The 15,061-nt window shown below is 42.8% G+C and carries 14 protein-coding genes; 5 read left to right on the forward strand and 9 right to left on the reverse strand.

Annotated features, from left to right (window positions below; all coding sequences use genetic code 11):
• Positions 1 to 19 precede the first annotated feature (19 nt).
• Positions 20 to 2,533: an ATP-binding protein gene (locus tag J7529_RS12695; protein WP_318729255.1), complete on the reverse strand. Its 2,514-nt coding sequence runs from the start codon at positions 2,531 to 2,533 to the stop codon at positions 20 to 22.
• Positions 2,534 to 2,978: 445 nt separating this feature from the next.
• Between J7529_RS12695 and galT the strand changes: the two genes are divergently transcribed.
• From galT to J7529_RS12710, 3 genes are all read left to right on the forward strand, one after another.
• Complete coding sequence (galT, locus tag J7529_RS12700; protein WP_390890046.1) at positions 2,979 to 3,968, forward strand: galactose-1-phosphate uridylyltransferase; 990 nt, start codon at positions 2,979 to 2,981, stop codon at positions 3,966 to 3,968.
• A gap of 162 nt (positions 3,969 to 4,130) precedes the next feature.
• Positions 4,131 to 5,408: a hypothetical protein gene (locus J7529_RS12705; RefSeq protein WP_318729256.1), complete on the forward strand. Its 1,278-nt coding sequence runs from the start codon at positions 4,131 to 4,133 to the stop codon at positions 5,406 to 5,408.
• 82 nt (positions 5,409 to 5,490) lie between these two features.
• On the forward strand, positions 5,491 to 5,955 hold the full coding sequence (locus J7529_RS12710; protein WP_413038879.1) for an N-acetyltransferase family protein: 465 nt from the start codon (positions 5,491 to 5,493) through the stop codon (positions 5,953 to 5,955).
• Positions 5,956 to 6,005: 50 nt separating this feature from the next.
• Here J7529_RS12710 and J7529_RS12715 read toward each other — a convergent pair whose 3' ends face one another.
• The 4 genes from J7529_RS12715 to J7529_RS12730 form a co-directional block, all read right to left on the reverse strand.
• The gene (locus J7529_RS12715; protein WP_271943224.1) at positions 6,006 to 6,509 is read right to left on the reverse strand and encodes a DUF6653 family protein; all 504 of its coding nucleotides are present in this window, start codon (positions 6,507 to 6,509) and stop codon (positions 6,006 to 6,008) included.
• Between the two features lie 74 nt (positions 6,510 to 6,583).
• Complete coding sequence (locus J7529_RS12720) at positions 6,584 to 7,960, reverse strand: gluconeogenesis factor YvcK family protein (RefSeq protein ID WP_318729258.1); 1,377 nt, start codon at positions 7,958 to 7,960, stop codon at positions 6,584 to 6,586.
• A 623-nt stretch (positions 7,961 to 8,583) separates the two neighbouring features.
• A complete protein-coding gene (locus J7529_RS12725; RefSeq protein ID WP_271943226.1) occupies positions 8,584 to 9,018 on the reverse strand; it encodes an ATP-binding protein in 435 nt (144 codons plus the stop codon).
• Between the two features lie 188 nt (positions 9,019 to 9,206).
• Positions 9,207 to 11,009 carry an ATP-binding protein gene (locus J7529_RS12730; protein WP_318729259.1) on the reverse strand — a complete coding sequence of 601 codons (1,803 nt, stop codon included), beginning with the start codon at positions 11,007 to 11,009 and terminating at the stop codon, positions 9,207 to 9,209.
• 210 nt (positions 11,010 to 11,219) lie between these two features.
• Here J7529_RS12730 and J7529_RS12735 point away from each other — a divergent pair, with 210 nt between their 5' ends.
• Positions 11,220 to 12,059, forward strand: a complete 840-nt coding sequence (locus J7529_RS12735; protein ID WP_318729260.1) for a peptidoglycan-binding protein — start codon at positions 11,220 to 11,222, stop codon at positions 12,057 to 12,059.
• Positions 12,060 to 12,172: 113 nt separating this feature from the next.
• Here J7529_RS12735 and J7529_RS12740 read toward each other — a convergent pair whose 3' ends face one another.
• From J7529_RS12740 to J7529_RS12755, 4 genes are all read right to left on the reverse strand, one after another.
• Positions 12,173 to 12,655: a CRR6 family NdhI maturation factor gene (locus J7529_RS12740; RefSeq protein ID WP_318729261.1), complete on the reverse strand. Its 483-nt coding sequence runs from the start codon at positions 12,653 to 12,655 to the stop codon at positions 12,173 to 12,175.
• Between the two features lie 48 nt (positions 12,656 to 12,703).
• Positions 12,704 to 13,270 (reverse strand): DUF4334 domain-containing protein, encoded by a 567-nt coding sequence (locus J7529_RS12745; RefSeq protein WP_318729262.1) that lies wholly within the window; start codon positions 13,268 to 13,270, stop codon positions 12,704 to 12,706.
• 138 nt (positions 13,271 to 13,408) lie between these two features.
• A complete protein-coding gene (locus tag J7529_RS12750; RefSeq protein ID WP_271943240.1) occupies positions 13,409 to 13,741 on the reverse strand; it encodes a DUF86 domain-containing protein in 333 nt (110 codons plus the stop codon).
• Entirely contained in the window at positions 13,713 to 14,018 is a 306-nt protein-coding gene (locus J7529_RS12755) for a nucleotidyltransferase family protein (RefSeq protein WP_413038880.1), read from the reverse strand. Before J7529_RS12755 ends, J7529_RS12750 begins: the two co-directional genes overlap by 29 nt.
• 430 nt (positions 14,019 to 14,448) lie before the next feature.
• Here J7529_RS12755 and J7529_RS12760 point away from each other — a divergent pair, with 430 nt between their 5' ends.
• On the forward strand, positions 14,449 to 14,889 hold the full coding sequence (locus J7529_RS12760) for a Fur family transcriptional regulator (RefSeq protein WP_271943244.1): 441 nt from the start codon (positions 14,449 to 14,451) through the stop codon (positions 14,887 to 14,889).
• Positions 14,890 to 15,061 lie beyond the last annotated feature (172 nt).

Consider the following 15,061-nt stretch of genomic DNA (forward strand, 5'->3'; position numbering starts at 1 on the left):
AATTATTAATTATTAATTATTAATTGTTAATTGTTAATTGTTCTACCGGGATTTCAATCCGGAACGTTGTTCCCTCTCCCACCGTAGACGCGCAGGTTAATTTTCCTTGATGCCTCTCCACCACAATCTGGTAACTAATAGCTAATCCAATTCCTGTCCCCTTACCAATCGGTTTAGTTGTAAAAAATGGATCAAATAATCGAGAGTGCAAATCTTCTGGAATACCTAATGCATTATCTTCAATCTCAATCATCACCCAATCGTTTCCAGTCTCTTTGGAAGCAGATAGGGAAGTTGAAATCTTAATTTGGTTAGGATTAACCTCCAACGCCTCATAGCTCAAATTCTGTTTTAGATTGGCTTCCTCTAAAGCATCAATGGCATTCGCAATTAAATTCATAAACACCTGATTCAACTGACTAGGATAGCATTCGAGTAAAGGCAAAGTGCTATAATCTTTCAGAACTTTAATTTCTGGGCGATGGGATTTAGATTTAAGTCGATTATTTAGGATCAACAACGTGCTATCAATTCCTTCATGGATATCTACCGCTTTCACTTCACTCTCATCAAGACGGGAGAAATTGCGTAATGAGCGTACAATACCCCGAATGCGATCGGCTCCAATGTGCATTGACTTCAGTAATTTAGGTAAATCTTCAACTAAAAATTCTAAATCCACTGCTTCACATTCTTCCTCTAGCTCTTCCGGGGGCGCAGGATAAAACTCCTGATAAAGCCCAAGAACCGAGAGTAAATCTTGGATATAATTATCCGCATGGGAAAGATTACCATAAATGAAATTGACCGGATTATTAATCTCATGGGCAATTCCAGCGACCAATTGCCCTAAACTGGACATTTTCTCATTTTGGATTAAGTGGGTTTGAGCCTGTTTCAGTTCTTGAAGTGTTTGTTCAAGTTGCATAGCTCTTTCTTTTTCTCTTGCCTCTGATATTTTCAATGCTTCATTGACTTTGGCAAGTTCATCCGCTTTTTTCAAGACGATTTTGATGATGGACTTTTGCAGACTCAAGGCTGCATCTATCTCACATTTTTTCCACGCAGAAGATTGCAAGTTCACCGTCTCTTTCCATAATTCAAAAGATTGTCTAGGACAAAGAAAAACATTGTTTTTGCTATTTTTCAAGGAATCCTGTGGGTTACCTGCCCAATTAACGGTCTGCAACATTTCTGGGCGAAACCAAATTAAATATTTATCTTTAGTGGCTGTAATTTTAATCGCTAAGATCCCACTCGCTACATCTTTATAGGCTGTGGATTGAGGATCGATATCAGCCAAACAAGCGGTATGGAAAAAACGGGAATCTCCCATATAGAAACCGAGATTTTGTATTAGTTTTTGCACATAGGTGCTGTCGGGAGTTTCTCCAATCAAAATCAAGCGATCGTCTAAACCCACTGCTACCCCTGTTGCTCCTACCAAATCTAAGAGATTTTGTTGATTTGTAACCAATCCATCCACATAATTTTCGGCATTAGACATCGATTCTAATAAACAGGATTGGACATCTTTGAGATCGAGCTTATATTCATAATCGCCATCATGTTCTTTATGCCCCAACTCCAAAGATAAAGACTGGGCTAAAAACTCACAAATAAATCGTTGTTCATAGGAGATAGAAATGGGGTTATCATAATGATGACAGGCAATTAATCCCCAAAGTTGTTGATCTTTAATTAAAGAAATCGCCATTGAGGAGCGCACACCCATGTTTTTTAAATATTGCAGATGACAATGAGATACACTCCTTAAATATGCTCCTTTCAAATCCGGTTTGTTCCGAGTTAAAAGACTGATATCAGGAATCATTTTTACCGCATCTGTACCAGTATCAAAAATAATTCTCAATCGATCTTTGAGGAATAAATTTCTAACGGGTTCAGGAATATCAATATCGGGATAATGTAAACCTAGATAGGACTCTAGATCTTCCCGTTTAGATTCAGCAATCACACTACCATGATGATCTTCATGAAACTTATAAAGCATTACTCGGTCAAAATTCGTGATTCTACGAATAGTTTTAGCCGCGACTTCACAGACTTGTTCCAAAGTTTGAGCTGTATTCAGTTTGATGGCACATTCTTTAGTCAGATGATAAAAACTGAGGGACTGATTCAAACCTCGATCGCTGCTTTTTTCTAATTCTAGAATCAGGCAACTATCTTGATGATGAATCATGCTACTAAACCCAGTCTCTCCCATGCCCTTAATTTTGAGTTGAAGTGGATTATTAGACTCAACACTTAGATATGCTAAATGATTTTGAAGCAGGTTTAGTTGGGAGGAGTCCAATAATACGGACAAAGGTTGATTGAGGAGAGATTCTGGAGCATAACCTAAAAAAGATTCAGTGTTTTCACTGACTTGTATGATCGTCAAGTCTGGCTCACTTAAGACTAATAATACACCATGAGATTGAATGGATGTAGGGAAATAAACGGATTCTTCTTGAGCGATCGTCCAGTGTCGAGAGGGACGCAAGCTAATATTGAATGGGGTCTTCATGGTTAACAGTCGAGGTAAAATAAGGTTGAAAGATGGGGTGGAATATGGAGATTAAGCGAGGTTCCCTGAGTGAAATTGGACAAATCTAGGGTAATATTGAAATTAATTTACAGTCCTTGAGTATTTTTTGCTGAGTGTAAAAAGACTAGCAATATACATGGATGTCATGGATATCATTGTAACACAAAATAAATTACAGGTGCTTTACCGTATTAGATGTTGACAAAACGTAAAATTCTAATCCTTGAAGACCAGAATGAGGTAGAAATGATGCTAAACACACTTAGAAATCGACTGTAGCTCAAGTCCTAAACCAAACTTCTCAAGTCGTAAAAGCATGGTGACCAGAAGGTGAATCTCCCGATCGCCGGTTTCAGTGTAGGATTAGGCGTTAAAGTAAGGTAGGCAAATCTAACAAACATGACGCGGGATTCAAGTGCAAGATATTGAAGGTAACCACATCCGACTCAATAAGGTCACCAGGGAATGGGTCATCTATGCTCCCAAGAGAAAGCACCGTCCCCAAGATTGGCGACAAGCCTGCACTATCGCTCCTCCAATTCCTCTTCCTTGCCCCTTTTGTCCTGGAGGGACTCATGAGGAGGAACCCATTTTACTAGAACTGCCTAAAGCGAATGGTTCTGGGTGGCAAACCCGTGTTGTTGGCAATCGCTATCCGGCACTTTCGACTCAAGGCAATACCCTGCGCGCTTCCCATGGGATTTATCTCACGATGCCAGGTTATGGTCGCCATGAGGTGATTATCGAAAGTCCAGATCATGATAAGGATATTCCTACCATGGAGCGATCGGAAGTGGAGCTGATTATAGAAACCTATCATCACCGCTACATCGATTTAATGCGAGAACATGAGAGCATGATGGGGATTATCTTCCGCAATCACGGGCAACGAGCAGGTGCGTCCCAATCCCATCCCCATTCCCAGATTATCATTACGAGCATTGTGCCTCAACAACGACGCTGGCGCGAGGAGGAAGCGCAACGATATTATGATGACTGGGGGCGGTGTTTGTACTGTGATATTCTCAAGTTTGAGTATAAGGAGCAGACGCGGATACTAGAGGAAAATAATTCATTTTTGGCGTTTGTACCCTTTGCTGCTGAAGTGCCGTTTGAAATATCGATAGCCCCGAAACATCATGAGGCAGATTTTGGCAGTCTGACAGATACGGAAAAAGCAGACTTTGCCGCTATCTTACAAAGTATTTTAACGCGGTTATCGGCAAAACTCAACGATCCAGACTATAACTACATCATCAATACCGCAGCTCGATATAAGGCAGAAGAACCTCAAGTTCACTGGTATTGCCAAATCCGTCCCCGGTTAACAACTCCTGCGGGATTTGAAATTGCTTCTAGCGTGAGTATTAATCCGTCTTTGCCGGAATGGGATGCGGAGTTTTTGCGACAATAGGATGTTAAGGAGATGGGGAAGAAGAACGCGATTACCTCAGACGAAAATTCGTCAAAATATTGGAAGTTGTCAAACCTGGAGAATTCCGACTTCAGCTTATTGCAGGAGAGAATGCGACAAATACTTTGATGTTATTTCATCGAGATTGAGTAGAGTTATCATATGTGGCCAAATTGTATAGCAAATATAATTCCATTTAGAAATATAATTCCATTTAAGCGTACTCTGTCAGGGCGGTTACCTGACTTTCTCAGTGAAGGTTTTAAAAGACATGGCATTACCGATCCAGAGAAAATGTATAATATGGTCAACTTAGTTGCTATTCTGAGTAATGATGAGCATATTTGTGGCTCAGAGGAATATTGGGTAGATATTGGTAGATATTACTGGTTTGATTTTGACATATTGGATCGCGATCGCAACATTTTACCGTTGCGCGCTGTGTTTAATAGAAGAGATGCTGACTATGATGATGGCATCTGGGGAGTTGCATGGGATCGTAATACCGGCACAGAAGTAGTTCATTTCAGAAATATTGGCAGGGATACAGGTGAGATAGAGGTGATTTCACATCAGCATATTGACTCATATCAACCTCATAATCTTTGGTTCTTTGATCGATTGGGTTCTAGTATTTGTTGTAGTACTTCAGAGGAGTGGACTGAGCCTTTAGACACAAAAGCTCAACCTTCTTATACGATTTACTTAGCCCAAAGTTTGGAGTTAGAAACACTAATCCGATTAGTACTTCAATGGTGTGCTCATTATATCTTTTATCATTTGTCCGGCATGATAATAGCTTATAGAGATTTAATGAACATGGTTTCTAAAGAAAAATTATGTCGAGAAAAGCTCGGAGATCGAGCAGAAAATAATCTAGATCGAACTGAATTACTGGGTTCCCTACGTCTTGTGCGAGAGTATGATATAGAAGCTAGGTTTCAGGATATTTTATGCGACGGTTTTCTGCCAAAAATTTATTTTTTTTCTAAACTATCAGAGGACTCTTTTAGTATCGACAAAATAACCAATTCTCGATGGAGATTCTTATTTTATTTTGCCCGCGATTACTTAAGCCAGTATTATGATCTGGAGTACAGCCTAACTCTTGAGGAGGAAGAAGGCAAATTTTCTGATGAAGTGAGGGCTTCTTCGGATAAAGTTACTCGTTATCAGGCTTCATACAGACATCGCTTTGAAAGTGTTGATGAACTTTCTATATGGTTTAAGGAGACTTGCTGTGAATTTGAGGAGACTTGTGACAGAATAAATGATGACAATATTCATATCTTTTTTAATTCTCTCTCGGCAAATCTCAATTCATCAGGTCATCCTATAAGTGCTTATCAACTGACTGATCCAGAGACAAATTATGTGGTTTATGCTATTATCGGCACGTTATGCTTGATACTAGTCGTCCAGGAACAACCATTTTATTAGATCTTGAGTTTAGCGCTCTCTACTATTTTTGCAGTGTTTTGCTAGGGGCGAATAAATGTATAATTATGCCCTCGATCGCAGTATGAAAATCCGAATTGCCCAACACGATGATATTGAGACTCTCTTTGAGATTAGAACCAGCGTCGTCGAAAATTATCAATCCCGTGAAGAGATTGCTCAACTGGGGATTACTCCAGAGTCAGTTGCCCAAATGTTAGCAACAGATCGTTGTGCATGGGTTGCTGAGATTGATCATCAACCCATTGGTTTCTCGATTGCCAATGCTACAGAAAAAACTATATTGGGGCTATTTGTCCTCCCTGCTTTTGAAGGTCGAGGTGCTGGACGCGCCCTCATGCAAGCGGCTGAACATTGGTTAGAGTCGCAGGGAATTGAAGAGATTTGGTTACTGACAGGAAACAATCCTAACTTTAGAGCTTACGGCTTTTACTTGCATCTACACTGGATTCCCGTTGGTGTTGAATCGGATGGAGACTTCCAAGGGGAGATGAAATTTATCAAAAAACTGACACCACAATTCCTTTGAACGTTATTTTTCAGGCATTTCATTAGGAAAGATGGCAAATACGCTTGAGTTCAATACAACCAATCGCGATATTGGGGATGGTCTTTCATGTCTTCAAAGAGCCAAACCATGCGATCGAGAAACCAGGTTTTAGCCAAAAGCACCCAAGATAAACCCAGCAAAGTCGGCCAAAGTGTTAAGGTAATCAAACCCCAAAGGACGATCGCAAAACCAACCCCATTCACCGTATTCGTAAACGCCAACACGGGTTGATGATGGCTGGGAATCGGGACTTGCTTTTGATTGAGCCAAACCCGTTCTCCTAATACGCCTTTTGAAGCCCAATTTTGGGTACTTTCTGGTTTGGGAAACAGTCGCGGATTAATCCAAATCCACAACAAAACTAAGGCCATGGGAATTAATGCCCCCCAACCTAACCAAACGCGACTCCAACTGGCTAATACTAAAAGGGGTAAACTCAGGTAGCGTGTCCAAAAACTCCAGGGATTCGTATGACGTTCCCATACTGTATCCGTCATGTGGAAAATCTGGGCGATCTTTTGGGCATAAGTCATGGTTTTAAAGTTATGAATAGTATTATTGCGGACCGATTGAAGCGAAGCGATTTATCTTGCTCCTAGGATTTCTCTTACAAGCCCCGTACGCGACTATACCAACGTAACAAGACTTTCGCCAACTGATGGGAATCATGGCGGACTTTATGGGAGATCGCATCCTCATCCATGACATTACTCATCACCATCCGATACCCTAACCGTGCCACATCTTCGCGATCCAAAAATACCGGATGGGAACGCTGCTTTGCATATCGGATCAGAGCCGCTTCAGAAGGGGGCCGTTTATGCACTAAAACCGCATCAAAAATCCGCCGTTTCACCACCCGATCGATCGCCCGAATATGATCGGAAACTGTATAGCCATCAGTCTCTCCCGGTTCCGTCATAATATTGCAGACATAAATCCGGGGAACCCGTTTTTTGGCGATCGCCTCCACAATTTCCGGTACTAATAAATTCGGAATCACGCTCGTATACAAACTGCCTGGCCCCATAATAATATAATCGGCTTCCTCAATCGCGGCGATCGCAGCGGGCAGAGCTGGTGGAGACTCCGGAACACAACCAATCTTAACAATTTTTCCCTTTGCCTCTGGAATCCGCGATTCCCCCTCAATTCGGCGGCCATCCTCCAGATCAGCCCACAAATACACATCTTCCAACGTTGCCGGTAACACCTGACCGCGTACCGCTAACACATGAGAACTCGCCGCGATCGCCTGCTCTAAGTCCCCCGTAACCTCACTCATGGCGGTCAAAAATAAATTACCAAAACTATGACCCGCTAACCCATCCCCAGTCTTAAAGCGATATTGAAACAACTCCGTCAACAACTTCTCTTCATCCCCCAAAGCCGCCAAACAATTGCGAATATCCCCAGGTGGTTGCACTCCCAACTCCCGTCGCAACCGTCCCGAAGACCCTCCATCATCCGCCACCGTCACAATCGCCGTAATATTAGCGCTATAGAGCTTCAACCCCCGCAACAGGGTCGATAACCCTGTTCCTCCTCCCAGTGCCACAATTTTCGGCCCCCGATGCAGACGACGATGGGAGATTAACATATCCACCAACTCCTCATCCCCAGGAGGCCTTAACACCTGACTAATAGAATTCACCGTTTGACTCTGGCCCCACAAAATCAGTAGAATCCCCCCAATCACCACCAACGGCCCGCTAATCGTATTCGGAACCAACTGAGCCAAACTACTTAATACCGCCTCCGTTAATCTCAGCAAATAAAAAACTGGGGTCATCTTCGTCCAAATCGCCAACCCCAAAGTTGCCAGAATCATTCCCCCAGCGCTAATCACCATCCAGCGCTTAACAAACAATCCAGGGGAGAGCCACTTAAACCACTGATTCAAACGCGAAGATTTGCCACTGCGTCGGCCAATGGCTTGGGTATAATGATTTCTTCGCAGTCGCTTGAGCAGACTAAAGGACATAGGCTTGAGGATTGAGGTTCAAGAGAGGATCAGGGAGTAGTCAATAGAAAGGTTAACCCTTCTACATCCGATTCACAACCGAACACTCGACATTTAGTGCATTCGGCTCTTAGTCTAACCTGAGTTTGGTAGAAGAAAAGGTAAGCTCAGAGAAGAATCGACACATCAGACAAATGGCCGTACTCGATTATCTCTCTAAACAAGACTGGAAAAGCCTTGACAGGATTCAGAAGGGATCAATTTTAGGTACATGGCACAGGAAGAGAGAGTTAGGATATTGTCTATTGCCTCAATTTCTTGTAAAACTTGAAGAAGGTTATATTTAGGTGACGAGATTAACTTGTGTTGGCGTTAAAATTTCTTCTTCTTCGATCGAGATAATCAGATAAGTTTTCATGCAGTATGGTTCATGCGTTGCTCTAGTTTATGATGTTTCTCATGACTGAACAAGCCTGCTGTTAATTTTAGCAAGTGGGCGATCTCGTCCATTATCTCCCCTAGAATTCAGAAGCCGGGTTGTTCCTCGTATTTTTATGCAAGCCGCAACACTTCTTTACATTATTCGGGAGCAGGAAGTGGATAGTTGACAGTGAAGAGGAAGTCACATCAACACAATCCTGAGCCTAGAGCGGATCTAAGGAATGTTCTTGCCGTTTGACAATAAACACATTACGGTTGATCGAGCCAGTGCGCTCATGGATAAACCGATCTACACTTTGCAGGGCTAAGTAAACCCCTAACCCCCCACAGGGCCGTTGTTCGATTGACAAACATAAATGAGGGGGTTCCTCTTCTTCTGTGGGATCGTAAACAGCACCTGTATCTTCCATAGAGACCATCAGTTCTTGATCGGTCATATCCGCTCGGATATCTAAATCCCCATTAATGCCTGCTTCTACATAACCATGAATAATAATATTAGTAGCAATTTCATCAACTGCTAATCTCAATTTATAAGAGGATTTACGATCTAATCCTGCCTCCTGAGCTACAGCTAAAACATACTGTGCAATCACTGACAAAGAATCTAGTTTACCTGAAGCAATCAAATGCTGCATTATCTTAAAAAGGGATCATTTATGACTACTTTTAGGGAGGGATCAATTAGGGATCAGTCATGCAGATACGGTCAGGTCATATTTTTACTCAACCCGCTAAAATAACGGTTGCATTAAGTTGTACCAAAATAGTATCTGTTTCACCCCATTTCAATCGTAATCTGATTGGGTTAACGTTGGGTTTAAAATTAGCTTAAATTTACAGAAGGGGAGGGGGAGCGATACTCAGGAAGGCACAACCAGAAACGAGACCCCTGAGTTAGATGACTTTCAACACCTAACTGACCACCATGGGTGGCTAGAATCCGATGGCATTGATATAGACCGAGGGAAATGCCAGTTAAGGGACGATTGGTTTGACAGTCGGAAGCTTGAGGATCTAAGGAAAATAAATAGGGCAGCTTTTCGGCAGTAATACCGACTCCATTATCGGTCACTGAACAGCACACCTCATGGTTAGGGTGAGTTTGGAACTGAATCTGGATCTCGACTCCAGGGGGATTATGCTTGATGGCATTGGAGAGCAGATGTTCAAACACACGTTTCATCTGCTGAGGATCGGCATTAACGAGGGGTAATTTCTCTGGCCGATGATACGTTAGGCGAACCTCATTGGCTTGAAAATCCGGTTGCAATTCTTCTAGTACCCGTTCTAAAACGAGAGCGAGATTAATGGCTTCAGTCTCGATCGCTCTTAAGTTAGAATCTAGATTAGCCACTTCGAGCAAAGTGTTGAGTTTACGCAATTGGCGATCGCCTCCTTCAGTGAGCCGTTGCAGGAGCGATCGACTCACCGATAGGGTTTCTCCCGGTTTTTTGAGTAAATTTTGATGGAGCATCAGCATCCCCATGAGTGTGGTGCGTAAATCATGGGCAATGGCTTGAAAAAAACAATTTTTTAGTTGATTGGATCGGCTTAAGGCCTCCTGATTTTCCTGCAAGGTTTGCTTTTGTTGCTCCAAAGTGGTTTCTAACTCCATAATCGAAGCTTCTCTCAGGGTAATATCTTCCGATAAGCGATCGTGATTATGGCGCAGTAGCTCGGCATTAACCGTGAGTTCCGTTAAACTGGCAGCCAAGATCAAAGCTGTGATCTGAATGGAGCCGATCAAGATTTCAAATCCGAAGATGGCTTCTTGCCTAGTATCTGCCCTGACAATCAATAGACCTTGATCTTGGCTCAAACCCATTAAAGCTAAAACGGCGATCGAGAGACTGGTGGTAAAAACCCCGATCGCGCCATAGCGAAAGGCTGCCCAAACGATAAATGGAAAACAGAGATATTCTAAGGGTGCATCAGCTATATCCAGCATCCACCGATCGTTAATCCACCCCATATTGGGGAGACCAAAAATCAAGCTACTAACAACGAAGAAAAGAACGATCGCGATCGGGGTTTCTATCCAATATTCAGGAGTATTAATCTGAATTGGCTCTTTTCCCAAAGACCAACGGCTGATCCCATAGACCAGAATGGGAGTAATCAATAAAACTCCCATACTCTCACCCAACCACATTCTCCACAGATGCTCTAAAGCCATTTGCGACGTGAGCATATGTAACCATAGACCCAAAACTGTATCCAGGAATGCCGTAATTCCCGTACTGATCGTGGCTCCCCAAAAGACTAACTGAAGTACGGGTTTGAGTTTCGGAAGTATGGGTTTCCATCGACATAATCCCAATAAATAAACACCGATCGCCGCACCCGTAATATGACTGAGGGCCCCAGCGATCGCCACTACAGGGGAAGCGCCTAAAATGAGGGCATAAGCCCAACTTCCTAAGCCTACTCCTGGCCAAAGCTCAATACCATAAACCGCTAATACCCCTAGGCCTATCCCTGCGGCTGGACAAATTGGAGAAATTTCTCCTAAGCCGATCATTGTTGTCGTTATATAGGCGACAATAAAGTACACTAGGACAATCGCTCCACTGAGCAAACTGTATCGGCTAATTGGGTATCCCTGAGTTATAATTTTGGTATCCATGGGTTATGAGCTATCCACCTCTTGTCTTTTCAGGTTAATGATGAATTGATACCGTGACTTCCTCCACTAGGGTGAATTTCTTGTGGAGAGTCAATTCATTTTTAATGCCTTGAGGGAAGTCGGGAGTTGGGAGTAAGCGGATCTTCCCTGTTCCATGCATTGATCGTAGACACTATAGAATGGTGGTGTTTTTCAATAGGTATGGTGTTTATGGACGGTTTAGCCTACCTCCATTACGCTCTGGTTTGGGATGATTTCAATGGCGATCGGATTGCTAATGTTCAGCAGCTTTTGGCGATCGCCTTAGTCATCTCTCTCTTGAGTCAAATGTCTCCCACCCTAGGAAATTATGTGTGGCAGTTGGGGGATTATGGCCCTGCAGTTGTGGAACTCCAGGATCGGCTTAAAGCAGTAGGGTGTTTTCCTGGGAGTACCCGCAGTACGGGCTATTATGGCCCCATTACTACAGAATCGGTTAAAGCTTTACAAGCTGCTCAGAACATTGCGATCGATGGCATGGTTGGGGTTCAAACACAAGCTTTACTGGATCGGGGTTTGGGCTGTTATATTCAGGAACACTCCTCTATTTTGAAAGTGGGGAGTCAAGGAGATCGCGTCGGTAAGCTTCAAATTCAACTCAATAACTGGGGAGTCCCTCCCCAACCAGGGGGAAGCCTCAAGGTTGATGGTATTTTTGGCCCCGAAACCCAAAAATCGGTTATTCGGTTTCAAGAGTTTAAGGGACTGAAGGTGGATGGTATTGTAGGGCCAGAAACTTCTCAAGCATTGTGGGAACCGCGTTTGAATGCGGAACAACAACGATTGTTTGCTGAATTTAAGGCTCTGGCTCTTTGGCTGTGTGAAGATCCCCAACATCCGAACGATCTCGAACATAAACGGATCAGGGAAGAGATGTTATGGGGTTATTCTGATGGCGATCGCCGCCTGAATTGGGAAGACTGGAGCAAGCAATGGTGCAAGTTAGGTTTTAATCCCCAAAATCCCAATAACTGGGGTGGGATTTATCAAGGATATATGGGACAGTTTTAGGACTTATAGCGCTTTGCGCTAGGGAATGGGGAATAGGGAATAGGATTGTGGTACATGGCTTTAGGGATTCGATAATGTACTTCATAACAGCACAAAGTGCTGTATTATTTACCTCAAGGGTTCATAATCAGGTCAAAGAAACCATCATCTAATTCGTAGCCTAACATTTGGGTCATAGCTTTGAGGCGCGATCGCGGTTCAATTCCTTGCTGTTGCATCCAGTTCATTAAGACAAAAGTTTTACGCATGACAAAAATTTCCAGAGCTTCCGGGTTAAATTGAATACCATCGGTGCGATGGAATTGATGGGGAATGAGCATGGCGGTATAACGGGCTAGTTCTTTCCCTTTCCAGTCCAATAGAAAGGGTAGCCAAGGATAGACGGTATCTAAACGGATAAACCAGAGGCGGATTTCGGGAATTTCTGAAAGTTCCCTGGGATCTGTATCTTCGCGGGGATACTCAATGTTAAATTTAAGCTTCTGTTCATGGGCGGATAACTTCCCTTCTGCTAATAAGGGAGCGATCGCCTCCTGAGCTGGGGTAAGATCTAAGGTTTGAATGGCTTTAGCACCCAATTTAATTTCAATAGACATGGTTTTTAATTCTGGATTGTCATTAATAATGGCGATTTAGAGCGGAGATTATTTCTGGGATGAACACTTGAGAATAAAAAAGAAAGGTTGGGGCAAACTCTTAAAATCCATCACTCCTAAGACAGTGTTACCGTCAATTTTTCTAAAAGAATCATTGATCGGCAAATAATCATAGATCATCGTCGCGCTGATTTTATTTCGGTATTCCATCATCCGTAATCGGGCTTGACTTTTTTCTGTTTTGAGTAGAGAGTTGGTCAAACCCAATAAAGGCTTGAGCATAGCTAGATTCATCTTTGGCATTTTTCCAATCCATTCCATAGCTCTAGCATTGGGCGCAACTTTAATAATTTGTCCCTGGGCATCTAAAAATAGCAAAGGGTGTACCGTTTCAGCATTTATAAATTCTTTCCCATACCAATTGGAGGCTTCTAATAAGCCATCCATGGGGTGATCGGTATGCAATTGAGAACCTTGCCATCGACCGAACATAAATTCTAAGTTAACCGGTTCTAGGGCATCAAATAACTCTAGAGCTTTATCGAGGGTGGTTTTACCATTGTGTAGGATAGATTGGCTCTGTTTGAGGATTTCTAGATTTTGACTAACGGTCACGGGATTGACTCTTTAATTGGCGATCGATATATCTTACTTTAACCTAGTGTAGGCTGATTTGGTGCAGTTGGCCGGCCAGAAACCAACAACTGAGTGTCTGATTGGGACAGGGTGGTTTGAAAAAAATCGATATCCAAGTTATTCAATCAGAACACTTTCAAGCATAGTTAAAAGTTCTGTAATTTTATTGGCTACCACATCCCATACAATATCAAAGTCTAGTCGATCGTATTCATGGATAATTACATCTCGCATTCCTGCCATTTCACGCCAAGGAATTTCTGGATGTTCTTGACGAAATTCTTGGGATAGTCGTTTGGTCGCTTCACCAATAATGGTAATTTGATACAAGATAGCAGATAACTTTTCATCATTGGCTGCTAATTGAGATCGACTAACACCATTGGTATAACGTACAATGCGTCTAATAGCATTAATAATATCAATCAGAGATTCTCGATCGCGTGGCATAAATCGTTTTTGCTGATTCAAGTATATTATTGCGTCTGAGCCAATTCTCGCTGCGGGCGATCGCCGCTTTGGGAATTAAGTCTACTTTACGATTAAACAGGGATTCGAGTTCATCTTGCATTTGCAAGGCTTCCCTTAACCCACGCTTGGCTTCTGGGTCAAAATCGACTAAGATATCGATGTCACTATCCGGGTGAAAGTCGTCACGTAACACCGAACCAAAAAGAGAGAATTCACAAATCTGCCAGCGATGACAAAAGTCGATAATTTCCTCCATGGGTAAATCGATTGCTGTCGCGATCTCATCATAATAAATCCATGTCACTGCTTTCTATTCTCCCTGGATTTGACTCATTTCCATACCGGCTATTCTAAAGAGAGATCGCCAACTCATTGACACCCTGCAACAATTGTATCATTTCGATTTCCCAGATTCGGAAGCGATCGCCTTAAGAAATTGTACTCAACTTCCCTCTGATTCTAGAGCTTCGACTATCCTGTTACTGACTCGATTGACCTCGATCGACTGTTCCACTCGAAGACAGGCTCAGGAATTCTGAGTTAAAGTGGTAATGAGTTTACTTTAACGGGGAAGACGAGGACAAGTGGAGAGCGATAGTGCAAGCCATCGCTGACGTAATTGCACTTTACCCTGACGAGCTAATCCTAATGCTGTTTATTCTTCAGGAGAACCCATATTATTGAACATGAGCAACGAACCGAACACCTTAGAACCGATCCGCTCTTTAGAAGATGCCATTCATCGCTGTCAAGATTTGGGAATGCGCCTGAGTCGTCAACGGCGATTTATCCTAGAATTACTCTGGCAGGAACAGGAGCATCTGTCCGCACGGGAAATTTATGACCTACTGAATCAGCAAGGAAGAGAGATCGGTCATACCTCAGTGTATCAGAATCTCGAAGCCCTTTCTTCCCAAGGCATCATTGAATGTGTCGATCGCGCCGATGGCCGGCTCTACGGTCATATTAGTGACCCCCATTCTCACATCAATTGCTTAGACAATGGCAAAATTCTGGATATTCACGTCGAGCTACCGCCAGAGTTAATTGAGCAAATTGAAGCGCAAACCGGGGTTAAAATTACCGATTATCGGATTGATTTCTATGGATATAGCGCTTCGCGCTAGGCAATAGGCAATAGGCAATAGGCTCTCTAGCAATAGCTTGTATTGTTTAGGGTCTAAGGCTTCAAGCTATACTCCATAGAAGAAAGAATCGCTATATACGTGCCTTCTAACGATTCAAACAGATTGTCCTCAGTTTAAGTTGACGTTGGAGGAAATTTTGAGGGATGCACGG

Origin of the sequence: Roseofilum sp. Guam (genome assembly GCF_017746735.1) — a bacterium.
Lineage (GTDB): Bacteria > Cyanobacteriota > Cyanobacteriia > Cyanobacteriales > Desertifilaceae > Roseofilum > Roseofilum reptotaenium.